The 21,103-nt window shown below is 67.8% G+C and carries 20 protein-coding genes and 1 riboswitch; of the genes, 3 read left to right on the top strand and 17 right to left on the bottom strand.

The features are described 5' to 3' along the window. Positions 1-79: 79 nt before the first annotated feature. The 12 genes from ACFWVD_RS18270 to ACFWVD_RS18325 are packed head-to-tail and all read right to left on the bottom strand — an operon-like array spanning position 80 to position 13,520. Complete coding sequence (locus ACFWVD_RS18270; RefSeq protein WP_379244186.1) at positions 80-1,228, bottom strand: LLM class flavin-dependent oxidoreductase; 1,149 nt, start codon at positions 1,226-1,228, stop codon at positions 80-82. Continuing rightward, on the bottom strand, positions 1,225-2,034 hold the full coding sequence (locus ACFWVD_RS18275) for a DUF1684 domain-containing protein (RefSeq protein WP_379244188.1): 810 nt from the start codon (positions 2,032-2,034) through the stop codon (positions 1,225-1,227). The genes ACFWVD_RS18270 and ACFWVD_RS18275 overlap by 4 nt, the downstream gene beginning before the upstream one ends. Next, on the bottom strand, positions 2,031-3,398 hold the full coding sequence (locus tag ACFWVD_RS18280; protein WP_379244190.1) for an NtaA/DmoA family FMN-dependent monooxygenase: 1,368 nt from the start codon (positions 3,396-3,398) through the stop codon (positions 2,031-2,033). The genes ACFWVD_RS18275 and ACFWVD_RS18280 overlap by 4 nt, the downstream gene beginning before the upstream one ends. After that, positions 3,395-4,513, bottom strand: coding sequence for an LLM class flavin-dependent oxidoreductase (locus ACFWVD_RS18285; RefSeq protein ID WP_379244192.1), 1,119 nt, complete (start codon positions 4,511-4,513; stop codon positions 3,395-3,397). The genes ACFWVD_RS18280 and ACFWVD_RS18285 overlap by 4 nt, the downstream gene beginning before the upstream one ends. Continuing rightward, on the bottom strand, positions 4,510-6,144 hold the full coding sequence (locus ACFWVD_RS18290; protein WP_379244194.1) for a dipeptide ABC transporter ATP-binding protein: 1,635 nt from the start codon (positions 6,142-6,144) through the stop codon (positions 4,510-4,512). The genes ACFWVD_RS18285 and ACFWVD_RS18290 overlap by 4 nt, the downstream gene beginning before the upstream one ends. Further along, on the bottom strand, positions 6,141-7,019 hold the full coding sequence (locus tag ACFWVD_RS18295; RefSeq protein WP_379244196.1) for an ABC transporter permease: 879 nt from the start codon (positions 7,017-7,019) through the stop codon (positions 6,141-6,143). Before ACFWVD_RS18295 ends, ACFWVD_RS18290 begins: the two co-directional genes overlap by 4 nt. Next, positions 7,012-8,058 (bottom strand): ABC transporter permease, encoded by a 1,047-nt coding sequence (locus ACFWVD_RS18300; protein ID WP_379244332.1) that lies wholly within the window; start codon positions 8,056-8,058, stop codon positions 7,012-7,014. The genes ACFWVD_RS18295 and ACFWVD_RS18300 overlap by 8 nt, the downstream gene beginning before the upstream one ends. 34 nt (positions 8,059-8,092) lie before the next feature. After that, positions 8,093-9,703: an ABC transporter substrate-binding protein gene (locus ACFWVD_RS18305; protein WP_379244198.1), complete on the bottom strand. Its 1,611-nt coding sequence runs from the start codon at positions 9,701-9,703 to the stop codon at positions 8,093-8,095. Then, positions 9,700-10,770 (bottom strand): LLM class flavin-dependent oxidoreductase, encoded by a 1,071-nt coding sequence (locus ACFWVD_RS18310; protein ID WP_379244200.1) that lies wholly within the window; start codon positions 10,768-10,770, stop codon positions 9,700-9,702. The genes ACFWVD_RS18305 and ACFWVD_RS18310 overlap by 4 nt, the downstream gene beginning before the upstream one ends. A gap of 28 nt (positions 10,771-10,798) precedes the next feature. Beyond that, complete coding sequence (locus ACFWVD_RS18315; protein ID WP_379244202.1) at positions 10,799-11,758, bottom strand: ABC transporter substrate-binding protein; 960 nt, start codon at positions 11,756-11,758, stop codon at positions 10,799-10,801. A gap of 32 nt (positions 11,759-11,790) precedes the next feature. Then, positions 11,791-12,552 (bottom strand): amino acid ABC transporter ATP-binding protein, encoded by a 762-nt coding sequence (locus ACFWVD_RS18320; RefSeq protein ID WP_379244204.1) that lies wholly within the window; start codon positions 12,550-12,552, stop codon positions 11,791-11,793. Beyond that, positions 12,549-13,520, bottom strand: coding sequence for an amino acid ABC transporter permease (locus ACFWVD_RS18325; protein WP_379244206.1), 972 nt, complete (start codon positions 13,518-13,520; stop codon positions 12,549-12,551). Before ACFWVD_RS18325 ends, ACFWVD_RS18320 begins: the two co-directional genes overlap by 4 nt. Positions 13,521-13,629: 109 nt before the next feature. Further along, a riboswitch (SAM riboswitch) is annotated at positions 13,630-13,723 on the bottom strand. 286 nt (positions 13,724-14,009) lie between these two features. On the opposite strand from ACFWVD_RS18325, the gene ACFWVD_RS18330 reads away from it, so the two are divergent. Further along, entirely contained in the window at positions 14,010-14,714 is a 705-nt protein-coding gene (locus tag ACFWVD_RS18330; protein WP_379244334.1) for a hypothetical protein, read from the top strand. Between the two features lie 18 nt (positions 14,715-14,732). Here the strand turns inward: ACFWVD_RS18330 and ACFWVD_RS18335 are convergent, their stop codons facing one another. The 5 genes from ACFWVD_RS18335 to ACFWVD_RS18355 all read right to left on the bottom strand — a co-directional run bounded on the left by ACFWVD_RS18335 (position 14,733) and on the right by ACFWVD_RS18355 (position 19,841). Beyond that, a complete protein-coding gene (locus ACFWVD_RS18335) occupies positions 14,733-15,905 on the bottom strand; it encodes a glycosyltransferase (protein ID WP_379244208.1) in 1,173 nt (390 codons plus the stop codon). 1 nt (position 15,906) lies between these two features. After that, positions 15,907-16,662, bottom strand: a complete 756-nt coding sequence (locus ACFWVD_RS18340) for an LppM family (lipo)protein (RefSeq protein ID WP_379244336.1) — start codon at positions 16,660-16,662, stop codon at positions 15,907-15,909. Positions 16,663-16,759: 97 nt separating this feature from the next. After that, entirely contained in the window at positions 16,760-17,656 is an 897-nt protein-coding gene (locus tag ACFWVD_RS18345; protein ID WP_379244210.1) for a carotenoid biosynthesis protein, read from the bottom strand. Then, positions 17,653-19,218 (bottom strand): phytoene desaturase family protein, encoded by a 1,566-nt coding sequence (locus ACFWVD_RS18350; RefSeq protein ID WP_379244212.1) that lies wholly within the window; start codon positions 19,216-19,218, stop codon positions 17,653-17,655. The genes ACFWVD_RS18345 and ACFWVD_RS18350 overlap by 4 nt, the downstream gene beginning before the upstream one ends. Continuing rightward, a complete protein-coding gene (locus ACFWVD_RS18355) occupies positions 19,215-19,841 on the bottom strand; it encodes a GNAT family N-acetyltransferase (protein ID WP_379244214.1) in 627 nt (208 codons plus the stop codon). The genes ACFWVD_RS18350 and ACFWVD_RS18355 overlap by 4 nt, the downstream gene beginning before the upstream one ends. Before the next feature lie 115 nt (positions 19,842-19,956). Here ACFWVD_RS18355 and ACFWVD_RS18360 point away from each other — a divergent pair, with 115 nt between their 5' ends. Both ACFWVD_RS18360 and ACFWVD_RS18365 read left to right on the top strand, forming a co-directional pair. Next, positions 19,957-20,406, top strand: coding sequence for an SAV_6107 family HEPN domain-containing protein (locus tag ACFWVD_RS18360; protein ID WP_379244216.1), 450 nt, complete (start codon positions 19,957-19,959; stop codon positions 20,404-20,406). A gap of 125 nt (positions 20,407-20,531) precedes the next feature. After that, entirely contained in the window at positions 20,532-20,960 is a 429-nt protein-coding gene (locus ACFWVD_RS18365) for a DUF3040 domain-containing protein (RefSeq protein WP_379244218.1), read from the top strand. The last annotated feature ends 143 nt before the right edge of the window (positions 20,961-21,103 follow it).

The raw sequence follows: 21,103 nt of genomic DNA on the forward strand, positions 1-21,103 counted from the left end.
GTCAATCAAGATCACCACGCTCTGGTGGCGGGATTTTGGTCCGAATTCCTCCGTCAGAGCGTGGTGATCGAGTGTCCAGTTAGGCGGCGCGGGCGGCGCGGAGGTTCCAGGCTTGGGCTAGGAGGCGGTGGGATTCGAGGCGGTCGGTGTGGTTGTGGGTGATGGTGGTGATGAGGAGTTCGTCCGCGGCGGTGAGTTTTTGGAGGGCGTCGAGGCGTTCGACCACGGTGGTGGGGGAGCCGACTATCTGGGAGGCGAGGCGGTCGTCGACCAGGCGGAGTTGGTCGGGGGTGAGCGGGGAAGCTGTTGTGGGGTCCGGGTATTCGGCGGCGCCGCCGGTGCGGATGCTGTGGACCCAGTGGCCGTAGGTGCCGGCGTGGTGGCGGGCGGTGGCGTCGTCGGCGGCTACCACTACGTCCGCTGAGACGATGACGTATGGCTCGGCCAAGTGCTCCGATGGTTGGAACGCTGCCCGATAGGACGCGACGGAGTCCAGCGCTGTGCCGGGTGCCACGTGATAGGCCGCGGCGAACGGCAGGCCCAATGTGCCTGCCAGCTCGGCACTTTCGCCTGCTGAACTGCCGAACAACCACAGTTCGGCGTCGATGCCCTCGCCCGGAACGGCGTGCAGTTCAACGCCGTTGGAGGTGAAATAGCGGCCGTCGAGGAGCGCTTGAACCTCGGCTACTTGGTCCGCGAAGTCCAGTGCCTGCGCGCCGGGCTGTTGCAGCGCTTCGATAGACGCGAGGAACTTCGAGCGGTCGGTGACCCGGCGGGGATCGAACGGCGGCGGCACCACGACCCCGTCGCGGATCTCGGTGCGCCCGGTCACCGTGTCCAGTACCGGATGCCCGCCCTTGGCGGTCGCCGCTGCCGCACCGAATTGGCTCAGGCGATGCCCTGACCTGCCCAGGCCCAGATCGAGTCGTCCCGGATGCAGCGCGTCGACGGTGCCGAACGCTTCCACGATCGAGGCCGACGTGTGGTGCCCGACCTGCACCGCGCCGGTTCCGACCCGAATCCGCGACGTGGCGGCGGCGACCAAACCGAGCAACGTCAGCGACGAAGAACTGGCCACCGACACGAAATGGTGTTCGGCCAACCAGTATCGGCGGTAACCCCACTGCTCGGCGTGCCGTGCCAGATCGATGGTGTTGCGCAATGCCTGTGCGGCACTGGACCCTTCGCTGATCGGTGCCAGATCCAGGATCGACAGGGGAACGCTCATAGCTTCGGATCCTGTTCTCCCGCTTCGATTGCCACGCGCAGCCGGTTCTCGCGCGGTGCGACCGGGCAGGTCGCGAAGTCGGTGAACGCGCACGGCAGGTTCACGGCCCGGTTGAAGTCGAGGGTGACCGTGCCGTGCGCCTCGACCGCGCCGACGGCCAGTGAGCGCGCGGCCGGGTAGGTGGTCACGCCGCTGGTGGCGTCGGTGAACAGCACATTCAGGTCGTCGGGGGTGCCGAAGGCCAGCAGGGCTTCGTGGCTGTCACCGATCCGGAATTCGATGATGCCCGCAGCGCGGTGGTGGTGCTCGAGTCCGTCGACCACGGCGCCCGTAGTGACCGTGCGGGCCTGGTCGAAGGCGGTGAAACGCCCGGTCACCACCCAGCGCGGGTCGGCCGGGTAGGCGGCGACGCCGGTGAACGCGGTCAGTGTCGGGGCGGCCGGATCGTGCACGCGCACCGCGAATTGCCCGGAGCGCCGGATCACCTCGAGGACCCGCGCCTCGTTGAGCACGCTCACCCCCGGCGCGCCTTCCGCGGGCGTCACGATCTGCACGCCGCCGATCCGTTCGCCGTCCACATCGAGCCGGTCGGCGGGTTGCGCGGTGATGAACACCTTGTCGTCGGTGACCCACCAGGTGCCGGGGACACCGTCCAGACGCTGCGGGCGGTCGGTGAGCCAGTGCAGGCCGGCCAAGCTGAGCCAGCCGAGGGGGTCGCGCAGACCGTCCTCGCGGGCATGGTGCCAGCGCGACCAGTCAGCGGCGAAGGTTGTTGCGGTGGTGGGGGATTCGACGGTGATGGTCATGACGCGCGGGCTCCTTCGGTGACGGTGCGGTGGTGGGGGTGACGCAGACCGAGATGGTCGCGCAGGGTGGTGCCGGTGTATTCGGTGCGGAAACTGCCGCGTTCCTGCAGTTCCGGGACCACCTTGTCGACGAATTCGTCGAGGCCGGCGGGGGTCAGGTGGGGGACCAGGATGAAACCGTCGGCGGCATCGGACTGCACGTAGTGGTCGATCTGCTGCGCGACCTGGGCGGGTGTGCCGATGAACTGCTGGCGGGCGGTGACCTCGATGATGAGTTCGCGAATGCTCAGATTCTGCGCGTGCGCCTTCTCCCGCCATGCTTTCGCCACCGCCAGTGGATCTTTCGCGTGTCGAACCCGCCCGCGGGTGATCTCGGCGGTGGTGTCGGGGTCGATATCGGGCAGGGGGCCATCGGCGTCATAGCCGGAAAGGTCACGGCCCCAAACCTGTTCGAGGAACGCGATGGCGGTCTGCGGGCTCACCTGCTGATAGCGGATGTGGCGCGCATTGTCGCGAGCTTCCTGTTCGGTATCACCGAGCACGAAGGTCGCAGCGGGGAAGACCAGCAGATCATCGTGTGCGCGACCATATTTGGCGAGTCGGCCTTTGACGTCGGCGTAGAACTTCTGGCCTGCGTCGAGGGCGCCGTGCACGGTGAAGATGGCATCGGCGGCCTTCGCGCCGAACTCACGTCCTTCGTCGGAATCGCCCGCCTGCAACAGCACTGGATGCCCCTGCGGACTCGGCGGTACGACGAACGGTGCCGCGAAGTCGAATTGTGAACTGCGGAACGTGGTTTCGGGCACTTCACGGGCGAAGATTCCGTGCTCGCGGTCGATCACCAGTGAGTCGGTGGGCCAGCTGTCCCACAGTGCCCTGGTCGCCGCGACCACCTCTTCGGCTCGCCGATACCGCTGACCGTGTTCGAGATACCCACCGCGCCGGAAGTTCTCGCCGGTGAACGCATCAGAGGACGTCACCACATTCCACGCCGCCCGACCCCCCGACAGGTGATCCAGCGAGGCAAACTGTTTGGCCAGCTCGAACGGTTCGTTGTAGGTGCTGTTGATGGTGCCCGCCAACCCGAGACGCTGCGTCACCGCCGCCACCGCGTTGAGCACGGTGAACGTGTCGGGCCTGCCCACCACGTCCAGGTCGTGGATCAGACCGCGATGTTCACGCAACCGCAGCCCTTCGGCCAGGAAGAAGAAGTCGAACAGGCCCCGTTCGGCGGCGCGGGCCAGGTGCTCGAAGGACGAGAACTCCACCTGCGATTTCGACGCCGGATCGGCCCAGACAGTGGTGTTGTTGACGCCGGGGAAGTGCGCGGCGAGATGGACTTGTTTGCGGGGTTTCGAGGTCACAGCACTGCTCCTGTCGTGGCGTAACGGCTGGTGGGGCGCGGCAGTCCGAGGCGCTCGCGCAGCGTTGTCGCGGTCGGGGTCGTGGTCGGGCGGTTGGCCAGGGCATAGAGGGTGGCCCGCAGTGCCAGTGGCCGCAGCACCACGCCGTCGGCGATTCTGGACCGCGAGATCTCCGCGAGCAGTTCGTCCAGGGCGGCGACGGTGCCCACATGGCGGAGGCTGTGATCGGCGGGCAGGTCGGCCCACCGGTCGAGTTGTCGAACCTGCGACCGGGCCTCCTCGGCCCAATCCGCCAGGTGGACAGGCAGATCCAGCAGGACCTGCACGGCATCCGGGTCGCGGCCCGCGGCGGCGAGAGCGGTGCGCAATGCGACGCGGCGTTGCGCAGCCGCGGGCAGGTCGGCGGCGGTGACGCGGATGATGTCGGCGCGGCGGATCGCTACGTCGGTGGACTCGGCATCATCGGCGCGGATCGTCACGATCGGCTGACCCTGGGGCGAGCGCGGGGTGATCGACGGGCCCTTGACCGAGAAATTGTCGCCGACGAAGTCGATGTAGTGCAGACGGTCACGGTCGATGAAACGGCCGGTGGGCACGTCGCGGATCTCGGCGTCGTCCTCCCAGCTGTCCCACAGCCGGGTCACCACCTCGACCGCTTCGTCGGCCTCGTGCCACAGCGATTCGACACCCTGAGATGCTTTGCGGCCGAACGCCTTTGCTTGCGACGGATCGCCGGACACGGTCACCTCCCAGCCCGCACGGCCAAGACTCGCGAAGTCGAGCGCGGTCACCGCCTTGGATACGTGGAACGGTTCGGTATGGGTGACCGGCACCTGGGGGATCAGCCCGATGCGCCTGGTCAGGGGCGCGGTACGAGCGGCGATCGCGACGGCGTCGAGCCTGCCGCGCGTCACCGCGGCACCACCGGACTGGAGGCCGAACGAGTCCGGCAGGAAAACAGCGTCGAACCCGAGCTGCTCGGCCTGCGACACCACCGTGGTCCAGTAGTCGGCGGTGAACAGGTCTTCGGCGCCGGAATCGGGTCGCCGCCAGGACGCGGGATGTGTTCCGGTGCCTGCGGTTTCGATGCCGAGGGACAGTCTGGGCTTGCTCATCGGGTGAGGTCCTTTCCGTCGGGGGAATCGATCCGGTTGCCCGGTGCGGGGATCGCCGCGAGCAGTTCTCGGGTGTACGGGTGCTGCGGATCGGTGAACAGGGTTGCGGTGGGACCGGTTTCGAGGATGCGGCCGTGGCGCATCACCGCGACCCGGTCGCTGATCCGGCGGACTACGGCCAGGTCGTGGGAGATGAACAGGTAGCCCAGCGCCAGTTCGGATTGCAGGGTGTCGAGCAGGTCCAGGATCTGTGCCTGGACCGAGGCGTCCAGGGCGGAGACCGGTTCGTCGAGCACCAACAGGTCGGGTCGCAAGGCGAGCGCGCGGGCGATCGCCACCCGTTGGCGCTGACCGCCGGACAGTTCCGCGGGCTTGCGCCGCACGAAAGTAGTTGGCAGCGCGACTTGTTCGAGCAGTTCGGCTACGCGGTCGGCGCGGTTGTCGATGCCGTAGGCGCGCAAGGGTTCGGCGATGATGTCGGCGACATCCCAGCGTGGATCCAGCGATGAATAGGGGTTCTGGTACACCACCTGGAACCGTTTGCGCAGGGCACGCAGGCGACTTCGACGGATACCGGTGAGGTTGTGACCGTCGAAAGTGACTGTGCCACTGTCTGCGTCGGTGAGCCGCAAGGCGATGCGTGCCGTGGTCGACTTGCCCGAGCCGGATTCGCCTACGAGAGAGAGGGTTTCGCCGCGATCGAGACTGAACTCGACCCCGTCGACGGCGGCGATAGTGCCGGCCCCCGCGTGGAATCGTTTGTGCAAGGCGTGAACCGACAGCAAAGGCGCTGCGGCGCGGGGACGCGAGGGTCGGAATTCGGTGGGCGACAGTGCAGGCGACGCAGCGAGCAACCGCTGGGTGTAGGGCTGGACCGCGTGGTTCAAAACCTGTTCTGTGGAACCGGATTCGATCACCTTGCCCTGCTCGAGCACCACCAATCGGTCGGCCCGCTCGGCAGCCACGGCCAGGTCATGGGTGATCAACAGCACCGCTGTCCCACGCGCGGCGATCCGCTCGGCCAGCCGATCCAGCACCTGTCGCGCCACGGTCGCATCCAGCGCACTCGTCGGCTCGTCGGCGATGATCAACTCCGGCCCGCAGGCCAGGGCGATCGCGATCAGCACCCGTTGCCGTTGACCACCGGACAGCTCGTGCGGATACTGCCGAGCTCGAACCTCGGGCCGGTCGAGGCCGACTTCGGCGAGCAGGTCCAGTGCCTGCAATGCCGCGCCGCGCCGATCAGCCAGCTTGTGTACCAGCAGCGCCTCGGCCACCTGATCGCCCACCCGCAGTACCGGATTGAGCGACAGGCCGGGATCCTGCGGCACCAGTCCCACCCGAGCGCCGCGCAAGCGCTGCAGCGCCTTCTCGTTCCCGGGATCGACTCGCTCGCCATCGAATTCGACTGTGCCCGAGACGATCTGCGCCGAATCGGCGAGCAAGCCGATCACCGCATGGGCCAGCGTCGACTTGCCCGACCCCGACTCGCCTACCAGCGCGACAACTTCCCCGCGCGCCACTTCGATCGTGACTCCGCGCAGGGCGTCGACGGACCCTGAACCGGTCCGATAGGCGATGTGCAGATCGTTCACGCGCAGTAGCGTCGCGTCCTTCGTTCGGTCGCTCATTGCTGCCCGGTCCTTCCCGCGAAACGGCCCACATGCTGGGCCGACAGCACGACGGCGACGATCACCAGACCCGGCAGGGTGGTCAACCACCACGCCGAGGCCAAGAAGTTGCGGCCCTCGGAGATCAACGAACCCCATTCGGGGGTGGGCGGTTTGGTGCCGTAGCCGAGGAAACTCAGCGACGACACCGCCAGCACCGCCATTCCGAATTCGACTGCGGCCAAGGCAAGTACGGGCTGAAACGAATTGGGTAGGACGTGACGAGCGAGCACCGCATACCAGCGCACCCCCGACGCGTGTGCCGCCTCGACATACGGCGCGTGCCGCACCCGCAGCACCTCCGAGCGCATCACCCTGGCGAAGTTCGCGATCAACGAAACCCCCACGGCAACAGCCACATTGCGGGTGCCGAAGCCCAACGCCGTCACCAGCGCCAGCGCGAGCAACAGCGACGGGATGGACAACAGGACATCGACCACCCGCATGATCGCGGTGTCCACGATCCCGCCCGCCGCCCCGGATAACAGCCCGAGCAGCGACCCGACCACCAGTGCGATCCCGACCGCGGTCAGCGTGGCGGTGAGCGACAGCCCCGCACCGTGCACCATCCGCGTGTACAGGTCGCGCCCGAGATTGTCGGTCCCGAACCAGTGCTCGGCGCTCGGCCCCTGGAACTTCTCGGCGGGCACGCCGGTCAGCGGGTCACCGGAGGCGAACATCGACGGCGCCACGGCCCAGCCGCCCGCGACAACCAGCACCACGCCGGAGAACACGAGTCCGAGGTGCCCGCGCGTCCAGCGCAGGACCTGCTCGAGAGCGGGCGCCGCGACCGGCTGATCAGCCAGTCGTGCATGCCGGACAAGGATGTCAACCATGTTCGCTGCCTTCCGTGTCGTTGGTGAGCTTGCGGGCAGACCGCTGCGAAGTACTTGTCGCGAGTTCAGCGGAGGCCGCGGCAGCCGGGGGAGTGGGATCGCGGCGAGTTCCGGTGATGCGTGGATCGAGCAGCGGATACAGCAGGTCCACAGCCAGATTCACCGCGACGAAGATCAACGCCGACAGCAACACCACCCCCTGGACCACCGGAATGTCCTGGTTGAGCACCGACGTCTGAGTCAGTCGCCCCACACCGGCGCGGGCGAACACCGACTCCACCACCACCGACCCGGCCAGCATCGTGCCCACCAGTACGCCGGCGATGGTGAAGGCGGGCACGCTCGCCAAACGGGCGATATGTCGGCGCTGCACCCACCACCGCGACGCACCCTTGGCCAGCGCGACCTCGGTGAACGGTTGCCGCCAGGTCTGTTCCAGTCCGGCGGCGAGCACCTGCGCGAGCACGGCACCGATCGGCAGGGCCAACGTCAGCGCGGGCAGCACCGTCCCGCGCAGCCCCGTGCCACCGAAGGCCGGAAACCAGTGCAGGCGAAAGGAGAACAACTGCAACAGCAGAAGACCCGTCCAGAACGTCGGCACCGAAACACCCAGTGGCGGTAGCGCACTCAGGGTGTTCCGTAGCCACGGCCGTCGCGTGTGGGTCGCGGCGAAGGCCAAGCCGACCCCGCCCACGAACGCGAACAGCAGTGCGAGAGAAGCCAATCCGAGCGTGGAGGGAAGGGCGTCACCGAGGGCTTCGGTGACCGGTTGACCGGTATTGATCGAGCGGCCCAGATCCCCGGTGACGGCATTGCCGAGCGCGCTCACATATTGCTCCCACAGCGGCTTGTCCAACCCGTAGCGGGCCTGCAGTTCCGCGATCGCCGCCTTGTCGACCGGTGTGCCGGTGCCCGAACTGTCCGCGGCCATCGAGACCGGGTCCGCGGGCAGCAGATACAGGACCACGAACGAGATCGTGAACGCCGCCCACAGCACCCACAGTGCTTGCAGCACTCGGGAACTCACGTATCGGAGCACAGGGAAATGCGCTGCTACCCGCGTCTGGACCATCTCAGTGTCCGCTCAGCCAGGTGTCGAAGAACTGCAGTCGGGCCGAGGCCTCGAACTTCAGATCCTGCGTGTGCGCGGCGGCACCGATCGCCTGCGACAGCTCGATCGTGGGGATGTAGAGCCCGTTGTCGAGTATCTGTTGCTGCGCGGTTTTGATCAGATCCGCGCGGGTGGCGGGATCGTTGGCGGACAGTTGGTTGTTCAGCGTGTCATCGAGCGCCGGAATCGGCCCGCGCACATTGAGATTGCGGCCGGTCAGCGAGAACGCGGTGCGCAGGATGTCACCGTCGGCACGGGTGGAATTGCCGTAGATGGCGTCGTAATCCTTGCTGTTCTGCCGTGCGGTGGACTCCGGGAACGAGACCAGGTCGAGCTTCAGTTCGACTCCTACCTGCCGCAACTGCTGCTGCACCAGTTCCAGAATCGCCTGATTGCCCGCGAACACCTGGCTGAACGTCACCGAAAAGCTCAGTCGCTCACCGTTCTTGACGCGGATGCCATCGGGCCCCGGCAACCAGCCTGCCTGCTCGAGGATCGACTTCGCCTTGGTCGGGTCGTAGGCGAGCTTCGACGACAGATCCGCGTAGGCGGGCGTGGCCGCGGCCAGCGTGGAGGTAGCCGGCTTGAACTGCGGACCCAGCACCGTGTCCACGAGCTGACGGCGATCCAACGCGGGCAGCAACGCCTGGCGCACCGCGGGGTCGCGCAACGGACCGCGAGTCACGTTGGGGTGCAACCCGAATGGCGTGCCGGGATTGGACGTGGACAACACCCGCCCGCCCACCGCCTCGATCTGCGGTGCGTCCTGGGGCAGTGCGTCACTGATCGCGTCGAGCTGACCCGAGGCCACACTGCCGGTGCGAACCCCCGATTCGGGAATGACCGTGAACTCGATCCGGTCCAGGTACGCCTCGCCCTTGTGTCCGAAAACCGCGGAGCCCCAGTCATATCCGGCGCGCTTGGCCAGCGTCACCGATGCGTCCTGCTTGTAGTCGGCGTAGGTGAACGGCCCGCTGCCGATGTTGTCACCAGCGCACCGGGCCTCCGCCGGTTTCGCGTTGGTCGACTGCGCCAGGATCCCCAGCTGCGGTGTCGACGAGGCCTGCAGGAACGGGGCGTTGGGTTGGCTGAATTCCACACGCGCGGTGAGTTTGTCGACCGCTGTCGTGCCGACGTAGTTGGCCAGATAGCTGATGCCCAGCGGTGCCTTCGCCCCACCCAGTTTGATGATCGCGTCGAAGGTATCGCGCACCGAATCGGCGGTCAGCGGGGTGCCGTCGCTGAACGTCACCCCGTCGGCCAGCGTGAACGTGAAGACTTTCGAATCCGGGCTGATCTGCCAACTCTTGGCCAGCCACGGCGTGATCGCCCCGGTCTCGGGATCCTGATCGGTCAGTGAGTCGACCACCTGGCGGGCGACATAGATGGTCTGATTCGAACCCGACTGCGCCGGATCGGAGCACGAGGGCGCTTGGGACAGCCCGTAGCGCAGGGTGCCGCCGGGCTGCGGGGGACCGGCTTGCCCGGTGCCGCCGGTGTCGCCGCCGCACGCGACCACCGTGGTGGCAGCGGCCACCACACCCACCAGACCGGCGAGACGATGTCGAATCACGAGGTAGCTCCAGACAATTCGCGGCGAGTAGCCAGGGGACGGCTGGGAATGCGGCGGCGCAGCTCCGGCGCCACCTCGGCCTGGAACAGCTCGAGACTGCCCAGATAGTCGGCGTCGGAACGCCCTTCGCGTTCGGCGGACAGGTGGATCACCTCGTGCCCGAACTGCTCGTGATAGCGACCCACCTTGTCGATCACCTGCTCCGGGCTGCCGACCAGCGCCGACGAGCGGTCGAGGAAGTCCTCGACGGTGTCGAACACGACGGGGTTGCCGACCTTGCGCTGCAAGGCGGTGCGCGCCTCGAACAGCGGGCGATACACCGCCACGGCCTCCTGCGAGGTCCGCGCGACATGGAAACCGGCGGTGCCCGCACCGACCAGCGCGTCGGCCGGGTCGTGCCCGTAGTGCGCCCACCGTTCGCGATAGTGGCGGATCAGTTCGGCGTACGGCTCGATCGGATTGGTGACGTTGGCCGAGAACACCGGATCACCGTGTCGTGCAGCCAGTTCCACCGACTCCCGGCTGGTCGCGCTGCCGTGCCAGATCCGCACTCGCGGCTGCAACGGTCGCGGCAACGCCTTGGCCGCGGTCAGCGAGGGTCGGAACCGGCCCGACCACGTCACCTCCTCGCTGTCCCACAGCGCCCGAAAAAGTTCGTAGCCTTCACGATTGCGCTGCCACTGATCCTGGGCGGTGACGTGATACAGCTGCGCCTGGGCGGCACCGTTGCCCTTGCCGATGATCAGCTCGAGCCTGCCGTCGGACAGATTGTCCACCGTCGAATAGTCCTCGAACGCGCGCACCGGATCGAGCAGACTCAACGTGGTGACCGCGGTGAACAGGCTGATCCGCGAGGTCACCGCCGCGATATGGCTCAGCACCACCGGGGGAGCGGCCGACAGGAACGGATCCTCGTGCCGCTCACCGACAGCGAACCCGTCATACCCGAATTCCTCAGCGCACCTGGCTTGTTCGACCACCTCGTGCAGGCGATCACGTGTCGTGGGAACCACGCCGGTAGCCGGATCGGGCACCCGGGTGATCAGCGTCATCAGCAGGAATTTCATGCGCGCGCTCCTAGCGTCTCGAATGACCTCATGCGACAGGCTTTTTCGGCAACCCCGGCGGGTTGATCCGCGACTCGGCGACCTTCTCCGAATCCAGACCCCAGCGATCGAGGACCTTCTGGTAGCTGCCGTCGGCGATGGCGTCGACCAGTGCCCGGTGGATGGCGGCATTGAGGCCGCTGTTCTTCTTGGTCAGCACCGCGATCTCGCCCTGCAAACCCTCACCGGCACCGGAGAAGGTGGCGATGACCTTGGTCTCGCCGGTGGTCGCGGAGTGGTAGAGGCCCGTGGGGCCGGGTCCGATGAAGCCGTCGAGTCGCTTCGAGGCCAGCGCGAGGTAGTAGTCGGTGACCTGCTGGTAGTAGGCGATGTCGATCGGCGCCAGTCCCTCGGCGACATTCTGTTCGTTCCACTTCACCAGCAGCTGTTCCTGGTTCGTGCCCGCGCCGACACCGATTCGCTTGCCCACCAGGCTCTTTCGGTCGGTGAACGTCAGCGCACTGTCCGCGGGCACCTCGAGGGTGACGTTGTCCTTGCGGTAGGTCGCGAAGTCGTACTTCTCCTTGCGCTCCTCGGTGACGGTCACATTGGAGATGAACGCATCGACCTCACCGGAGTCCACGCGCACGAAGTTCTGCGTCCAATCCGCCACCTGCGTCACCAGTTTCAGGCCCAGCTTGTCGGCCACCAGGTTGGCGAAGTCGATCTCGGAACCGACCACGGTCTTGTCGTCGGTGGCATAGAACCGCAGCGGCGGCGCGGCACCGGCGGCACCGGTCACGATCAGCGTGCCGCGATCGCGAATCGCCTGCGGCACAGTCGCGGCGATCGCGTCGACCTTCGCCACGTGCACCCGGCCCTGCTGGGTGGGTGACAGGTCGAAGGTGACCGTGCCGGCCTGGACGGTTTCGGCCGTCTCGGGATCGGCGCACCCTGCGGTCAGCAGTGTCGCCGCCGAAATGATGCCGATCAGCGTGGAAAGTTTCATCAGTGTCGAAACCTGTTCGTGGGAAGGGACAGTCAGCGCACGCGCGACAGGAATGCCTGCGTGCGTGGATGTTCGGGATGATCGAGAACGGTCGCGGCGGCACCGCGTTCGACGATGCGGCCCTCGTCGAGGAACACCACCGTGTCGGCGACCTCACGAGCGAAACCGATTTCGTGAGTCACGATCACCAGCGCGGTGCCGGTGACAGCGAGATCGCGGATTACCGCGAGGACTTCGCCGACCAGTTCCGGGTCCAGCGCGGAGGTGGGCTCGTCGAACAGGATCAGGCGCGGTTTCAACGCCAGCGCACGCGCGATGGCCACGCGTTGCTGCTGCCCGCCCGACAGTCGACGCGGGTAGGCATCGGCGAAATCGGCAAGCCCCACCCGGTGTAGCAGGTGCTTCGCCTCGGCCACCACCTCGTCGCGCGGGCGTCCCTGCGACGAAACCGGTGCCAGCACAATGTTTTCCAGGGCGGTGAGATGCGGAAACAGGTTGAATTGCTGGAACACGAAACCGATCTGGCTGCGCTGAGCACGCACCGCACGATCGGGCAGCGGCCGCAGGATATCGCCGCGCTGCCGGTAGCCGATCAACTCACCGTCGACGTGCACCGTGCCCGCGTCCTGCGCTTCTAGATGATTGAGCACCCGCAGCAGCGTGGACTTGCCCGACCCGGACGGGCCGATCAGCGCGACCACTTCGCCGGTCCGCACCGCCAGGTCGATACCACGCAACACCTCGGTTCCGTTGTAGGACTTACGAATTCCTCGCGCCCGCACCGCAGTGGTCATCGGGTAGCTCCTCGGGGTGCGGCGGCGATCTCGGTCACCTTGGTGCGGACCTTCTGCCACGGTGTCGGCGGCAGCTCACGCTGCGCGCCCTTGGCGTAGTGGCGTTCGATGTAGAACTGGACGATCGTCAGCGCGGTGGTGAGCACGATGTACCAGGCGGTGGCCACCATCAGCAGCGGCACCACCCGACCGTTGCGGCCGAAGATCACCTGGACCTGGTAGAACAGCTCGGCGATCGCCATCACCGACACGATCGAGGTGCCCTTGAACAGGCTGATCACCTCATTGGCGGCATTGGGCAGGATCGAACGCATCGCCTGCGGGAGCACGATCGTGCGGAACTGTCGCCAGCGCGGAATGCCCAGTGCCGCAGCAGCTTCGAGCTGACCGCTGTCGACGGCGAGCAGGCCCGCCCGGATCAGTTCGGCCGAGTACGCCGCCTGATGCAGAGCCAACCCGATCACCGCCGCGGTGAAACCGCTGATCACGCCGTTGACTTCGAAATCGAAGAACGCGGGTCCGAACGGAATACCCACCGACAGACGGGGATACAGGTACGCGATGTTGAACCAGAACAGCAACTGCACGATCAGCGGAATCGACCGGAACGCCCAGATGTAGGTCCAGGCGATCACCCGCAGCACAGGATTGTTCGACACCCGCCCGATCGCCAGCAGCGTGCCGATCGCGAAACCGAGCACGGTGCCCCACAGGGTCAACTCGATGGTCACCCGCAGCGCGGCCAGCACCGATTTCGCGGTGAAATACTGGGCGAACGTGCCCCAGTCCCACCCCGGATTGGTGATCAGACCGTGCGCGAACTGGGCCACCAGCAGCAGTGCGACCGCGGCGACGACCCACCGCCACGGATGCCAGGAACCGGCGATCCGGGGCAGGTCGTTGTCGATGGGATCCGGCTCAGGGGGTGCGGTGTCGCCCGGCGGGGCGGTGACGGCGGACGCGGTCATGGGAGTCCTCAGCAGCACAGTGGAACGAGGTACGGCGACCTCCACCCGGCCAGCGACGGGTACGCGATCTGGCGGCGCTCAGGCCGGACAGGAAGTGTTCACAAGATCTCCTCCATCGAACCCGGCGGAAGCACCCACACCCTCGAACGGGCGGGTTGCTGCGACGTCATCGAGCCAGGTCTCTCGGTCGCTCTGGATGGTTGTGCCCCGGCCTTGCGGCCCGAGCTGAATCAGCATGCGGCACAGCCACGATGGTTCACAACGGTAGAAATCAGCGTGAGTGCAGGGGTTGGTGTCGGCACCGAGTCCGAGCACAATTGCCCCGGTTCGGTGTGGTCCACGACCCGCGAACACGAACCGTGGCGTGGCCGGTGGGTTCGCTGGGAGATTGCGACGCGCCGAACGGGCGGTCACTTCACCTGGGCGGAAATGGTCACCGGGCGGGGTAGCGTCGGGCTTCTCTGAGTCGATGAGGAGTTCGCCGTGATCATGCCGCGTCGTTCCACCGCACTGACCTCGCTGACGGCCTGCGCCGCCGCGCTGCTGCTGGCCGCGCCGTCGGCTGCCGCCGAACCCGCTGTTCCGGTGACGCCCGCCGTCACCAGGGACGCCACGCCCGCCGCCGGTCCCGCAGACCTGCTCGGCGCGTACCAGACGGTCGTCGAGACGCTGAAAGCCCTGGGTATCCAGCCGTTCCTCTACCCGACGGTCGCCCTGAACTGTTCGGGCGACGGCGCGGGCCTGGTCCCGGCCGTCGCGGGTGCGGTGCCGGGCCCGTGGCCTGCGAACACGCTCCCGATCCCCGGCCTGGACCTGTCCGCCGTGAAGTCCGGCCAGACGCTGTTCACGTTCCTGCCCTACGGCTTGGCCGCCGACACCGCCGCGACGAAAACCGCAGGCATGCAGGTGGCCTGGCTCAATATCAGCACCGGGCGCGGCGGTATGGAGTCGATGGGGTCGATCGCCGACATCGTCCGCGCGCTGGTCCCGCCCGAAGTCCCCGTGGAACTGCGCCCACTGGCCGAAACCGCCATCCGCGACTTCCTTTTCGCCGCGATTCCGGTCGGTGGCGTGCGAGCGGTCCCCGTCGACACCGGCAAAGGCACGGTCTTGGCCGCGGTATTCGGCACCGTGGACAACGCGGGCAAATCCTGCTTCTTCTTCCCGACCATCGGCATCACCGAGGTCGACTGAGACCTCGCCGCGTGACAATCAGGCCTGGCGGGCGATGGGGGTGTCGGGGGTGACCAGCGGGCGCTGTTTCCAGCGGAGGCGGCCAGCGCGGTGGCGGTGGTGGGAGCGGGTCCACAGGGTCAGGTAGTGGGCCACGCCTATCGGGTGGGCCAGGGCCGAGGCGATGTCGGGACCGGTGGGGGTGCGGCGGGTTTCGATGGTGCGGGCGGCAAGTCGGCTCGTGATCGCGGCCAGGTAGCCGAGTAGGCCGATGCGGCGGGTCTTACCGCGGCCGAACAGGGCGGCCAGGGGTGGCAGCCAATAGGCAAGGGCGGCAAGGATTCCGATGGCGGCACCGGTGTCGCGGCGGCCACCGTAGGCCGACCACAGCCACCGGGTGTAGCCGTCGGTGAGTTCGGTTGTGCCGGAGTACATTCGGGTGCTCGCGGCCGGGCCCGCGGCTACCAGGGCGGTGCGGTGACCTGCTCGACGCATGGCGCGTGCCAGGTCGAGATCCTCTGTGGCACTTGCCGCTACGGCCGCGTGACCGCCGCCCGCGCGGTACGCCTGTGCGTCGACGGCGAGGAACTGTCCGCAGGCGACGGCGGTGGACGGGCGCAGGCTGTGATTGGCGGGGCCGACCGGCAACGTCGAGGCCCATGACCACGCGAGCAGCGGCTGGACCAGGTGTTCGGTGATCGAACCCGCTTCCTGTACCGGCCACGCCGACACCAAACCTGCCCCGCGCCTGCGTAATTCGGTCACCGCTGCGGCGATGGCGTGGGGTGCCAGGCGCACGTCAGCATCGACGAAAACCAGGGCGGCCGCGTCGGTGCGCGCAGCCAGTCGGGCGCAGGCGGCGGCCTTGCCGGTCCAGCCGGGGGCGGGGTGGGCGGCCGAGCACAGCACGGTGAAGCGGGGGTCGTCGGCGATCGCGGCCAGTGCGGCGTCGTAGGTACCGTCGGTGGACGCGTCGTCCAGGATCAACACCGTCAACCGGGGGACGCCGGTTTGCGCGCGCAGGTCCGCGATCAGCGCGGGCAGGCGGTCGGCTTCGTCGCGGGCGGGAACACACACCGTGACCGGCTCGATCACGCCGGAACCCCCGCGCGGCAACGTGCGCAAAGTGACCAGGTTGTAGGCGGCGGTCGTCGCGCCCAGCGCGGCCAGACCGGTGCCCGCCCAGGTCAGGTAGCGGACCGCCGCGCCCATGTCAGCGACCCAGACGGCGACTGGAGATCTCGCGCCACATCTCCGACGGCGAGAAACCGCCGCGCGGCGCGTGCGGCGGGGCGGGGTTGCGATCGCGGAACGCCAGCCCGGCGATCAGCGCGGCCACCGCGAGGGTGATGCCGCCGACGATGCCCGCCCACCCCGCGAACGAGCGGGTGTTGGGGTCGGCGTACTTCACCTCCGCGCGCATGGTCGACACCTCGCCCGCGGGCAGCTTCCACGACACGGTGTTCTCGCTGTCGGTGGTTTCGCGGGTGCCGTTGGTCTTGGCCACGCGCGCCGGGAACGCCACCGAGAACTGCACGTCGGAACCGTGCGGCGGCACCGATTCCAGATCCACGCGACCCAGCAGACTCACCAGATCGCCGCTGCGCTGGAACTCGAGGGTGAACATGCCCTGCGTCTGATCCGACAGCCCGCCCAACTGGCCGACCTCGCCGAACGACAGATCGTCGAAGAACACCTGCGTGCCCACGAACCCGTCCTGGTTGTAGTTCTCCACCCGGACCTTCGACGCCAACTGGTCCGGCGCGGCCAACTGCGGACCCTTGTCCTCGGGCCCGGTCGGCACCACCGCGGCCACGATCCGGCCCGACACCCGGTCGTTGGAGGACACCCCCATCGACACCTGCACCCGCAGGCATCCGGCGAGCGCGGGCACCAGCAGTGCCAACAGCACGGCGACGGCCGCTACGCGCCGCACGGGCACGAAACGGCGAGGGGAGGAAGCGGGCATGTCGGCGACGGGACTCGGCTGCACGGTTGACATCGTGCCAGGCTCGAGCCGCCGCGTGCACACGACGGGCCCACCAGTGCCCATCGACCCCTGCCGATCAGGCGTTTTCGCGGGGAATCGCGGCACCTCGCGCGCGCCGGGCCGCCCACAGGCGCGCGAACAAGGGGATTCCGAGCACACCGAGTCCGACGAAACCCCACACCGCCGACGCCGGCAGGCCGAGAAACACCGCGTGCGCGAGAGTCGAACCGAGCCAGGTCCACCCGAACACCGCGACGGGGACGGCGACCGACCGATCGCGCGGCGGATTTCGGCGATCCAGGACCGTGAGCAGGCCGGCCATGAGCGTGGCCACCAAAGCCCAGCCCAGATAGTTGGTGCACGGAATCTGCGGCAACCCCGGCAACCCCGCATCGGTCACCGCCCACGTCCACTGGCCGTCGGCGACCATCTGCGGATCCAGAAACAGGTCCCAACCGACCGCGCCGAGGACGAACAGTCCGGCGCGCCGCGCATTCGAAGCCCTGGCTGTTCCGGGCGCACCGAACCGGGGCCCACCGCCTCGCTCCCAGCCGGAGGTGAGCAAACCCGCCACGATCCAGATCGGATACAGGCCACCGGTCCACGCGAGCGGGACGACCAGCGGGACATCGGCCAGTGACGGGCCGAGCCGGTCGACGGCGTAGGAGTAGGTGCCGAACGGGAACCCGGTGGCGGTCCCGATGATCTCCGCCGCCAGGCCCAGACCCGAGACGATGACGAAAAACCCAGCAGCCCAACGAAGTCCGCGCGTGGTCGCCGCGTGCAGAAGTGCGGTCACGGCCGAGAGCACCACCACGGCGACGGTGATCCGATCGCGGCCCACACCCTCGCTCAAGGGGTAGCCGACCTGGGCGAGCACCAGAGCCACCGCCGCAACAGCGGGCAGCGCGCGCCGGCGGTCCGCACCCAACCAGTCCCGGACCGCCGCAGAACTTTCGCCGCTCGATGTCATCGCGAACGCGGCAGGCCGAACCTGCGCTTGCGACCATCACGCAGAACCAACTGCGCCGCACTACGACCACTGGCCCCCGAGACCCCGCCACCGGGATGGGTCGACGCGCCCGTCAAATACAGTCCGGGCGCACCCGGCACCCGCTGCCCCGACAACTCCGGCAGCGGCCGCCACAGCATCATCTGATCCAGGGACATCTCCACATGCATGACATTGCCGCCACGCAAACCCATCTCGCTTTCCAGATCGACCGGCGTCTGCACGAAACGCTGCCGCACCGACGACGCGAAACCCGGTGCGTACCTTTCGACTTCGGCGATGATCCGATCCGCCTCGTGCTCGGCGTGTGCTGCCCAGTCGCTGCCGTCGGCGAGCTCGTACGGATGCCACTGCGCCCACAGCGAGAGCTGATGTTGCCCGGCGGGTGCGATGGACGGGTCGAGCGCGCTGAAACTCATCGCCAGCACCACCGGACGCGGCGGTAGCGTTCCACCGAGCGCGGCACCGTGCGCCAGTCGAAGCTGACGTCGATCCGACACGAGAAACTGCAGGCCCCGCGCGGATTCGGCAACGCTAGCGCCGGGATATTCGGGTAGCCGGTCGGTGGCCAGACGCACCACCATGCCGATGCCGGGGCCCACCCGGATGCGTCGCTGCCAGTCGTCGAGCACCGCGGTGTCGAAATCGCCCGCGCGCAACAGGTCCAGCGTGGACAGAATGTGCGAACCCGCGATCACGGTGTCGGCGTGCAGGATTCGGCCCGATTCGGTCGTCACCTGCCAACCGCTGCCGGACCGGCGAAGCGAAGTGACCGCATCGCCGGTATGCAACTCGCCCCCATCGGCACGCAACCGCGCGATCAACGCGGCACTGAGTGCCCCACTTCCGCCCACCGCCCGCCCCGGCGGCAATGTGTGCATGAGCGCGGCGAACCCGGCCATCGGCGCGGTCCCCGGTTCCGACATCGGCGGACCCGACTGCGCACCGAACCACGCCAGCGACGCCTTGAGCCGTTCGTCGTCGAACCAGAAGTCCAACAGTGCGTCACCGGACTGCAAGAACTCCCGCGACAACGCCGACCCACCGGCCTTCGCGTCCAGCCCCCAGAACGAACGCACCAGCCTGCCGGGCGTGGGCGGCCCACCGAACGACCGCATCACCCGCGCACTGCGCTCACCCCACACCGCGACGAACCGCCGATAAGCGTCAGCGTCCTTGACACCACACGCCGCCTCGATCGACGCACACGTGCGGTCCAGATCCCGATGGAACACGATCGGCGCACGCACACCATCCGACGGCGTGAAACCCCACGGATCACAGTCGATATACCGCAACCCGAACCGGTCGAGCTCGAGCTCCTCGATGATCCCGGTGTGCCGGATCATGATGTGCGCCGACGAACCACGATCGACAAGATGGCCCGGAAACCGCTCCACGGTCGACACCGCCCCGCCGGGCACCTCGTCGCGTTCGAGCACCTGCACCCGGTGACCGTCGCGCGCGAGATAACAGGCCGCGACCAGCGCGTTGTGGCCGGAACCGACCACCACCGTCGTCACGGGTGCGAGGGCGGCATCGGCAGCCTGCGCCCCAAGATCGCGAACGGCCTGGTATCGCCGGCGAACACGAAATTGCGGACCACATCGGTGAACCCGGCCCGTCGATACAGCTTCCAGGCCCGGTTCGCCTCCTCCGGCACCTCCGGCGTGGACAGCAGCACCGCCGCCTCCACCCGATCCGCGAGCAACCGGTCCAGCAGCCGCGCCCCGATCCCTCGACCCTGCGCGGCCGGATGCACGTGCAACTCGGTGAGTTCGAAATAGTCCGCGAGCAGGTCGCGCGCGGTCGCGTCGGGCCAACCGCTGCGGCGCATCCCGGTCTGCACCTGCTGATGCCACCACTGCCGCGGCGCCCCGCTGTAGCCATAGGCGATCGCCACGATCGGCGCCGTACGCAGGTCCACGCCACCGGCATCGTCGGGCAGCACCGCCGCGACGGCTCGCCAGCCCGCCCGGCCGGTGTGTTCGTTCCACATGGGGGCGCGATGGTGCTCGGTGCCGCGCGGGTACTCCATGGCCGCGACATAGACCGACAGCGCGTCGTGCAGACGGGCGCGCATGCCGGCGACGGTGAGGTCGACGACCACGGGTGCGGGGGTGTGTTTCGGCTTGACGGCTGTCATGGCTCTCGTCGAGGGATGTGGACGCGGAAAGTTGTCAGTGGGTGTCCCTATATTCAATCTCAATTCAAACGTTCGAATGCTAGTTCGATAGTGCGAGGGGCGAAAGGGGCAGCAGATGACTGGTCACACCGATGGTCGGGCACCGCATGGTCACGACGGGCGCGCCGGCGGGCTACTGCGTCAGGCCGATGCCCTGCTCACCGATTCCGCCTGGGAACACGAACCGGGGGAGCGGTTCCGCACCGCGTACCTGGCCGCGTTGCGCGGTGCGGGTTCGATGATCGCGCTCACCGGAGCCGACCGGGCCCCGCGAGCGCGTTCGCGCAGTGCGTGGGTGTTGCTGAGACGCGCCAGCCCGGAGTTCGTGATGTGGGCCGATTATTTCGAGGCGCACTCGCAATTACGGGCCGCGCTGGAGGCCGGATTGGACCGCGCGATCACCGACACACAAGCCGATGAGTTCTGCTCACGGGTGGGCGCATTCCTCTACGACGTCGACGATGCGCTGGTAGCCGCCGCTAAGAGCCACCCGCAGCCGAGTCGTGGCCGCGACATGACCGCTTAGTTATGACCGAGTAGGTGGTACGCCACCGATCGAACTCGTATCATGGGGGACAGATAGCCGCCAAGGTCGGCTACCCGTCGCCTACCCGGAGGCGACCAGCCACGCCTAGTGCCGGGGGAGGTACCGTGCCACTCTCCGAGCACGAGCAGCGCATGCTCGAACAGATCGAGAGCGCTCTCTATGCTGAGGACCCGAAGTTCGCCTCGTCCGTCCGAGGCGGACGACTTCGTTCCACGTCGAGTAGACGCAGACTGCAGGCTGCGGCGTTGTTCGCCGTCGGCCTGTTCCTGCTCGTCGCCGGCATCGCCGCCCCGTTCAAGCCGGGCGGTTTCCCGATCATCAGTCTGGTCGGATTCATCGCCATGTTCGGCGCTGGTGTCCTGCTGATGATCGGCAACTCGCGTCGCGCCGCCCGACCTGACGCGCCCGAGACCCCGGCGGCGGGCAGTGTCCCGCCGACCGGACCCACCGCCCGTGGTGGTCGCCCACGCAAGTCGGGCGGCTTCTCCGAGCGCATGGAAGACCGATTCCGGCGACGGTTCGAGCAGGAGTAGCTCACACCTAGCCGGTCACGACGGCGGGGGGGGGGAGGAGACCAGGGGAGGGGGGGGAGTGGGTTTGGTGGGGGGGGGGGGAGGGGGGGGGATGCCAATCCGCCAGAGAGCACCACACAACCCCCACCCACGAGGGGGGAAGC

Origin of the sequence: Nocardia sp. NPDC058666 (genome assembly GCF_042714895.1) — a bacterium.
In the GTDB taxonomy this organism is placed as follows: domain Bacteria; phylum Actinomycetota; class Actinomycetes; order Mycobacteriales; family Mycobacteriaceae; genus Nocardia.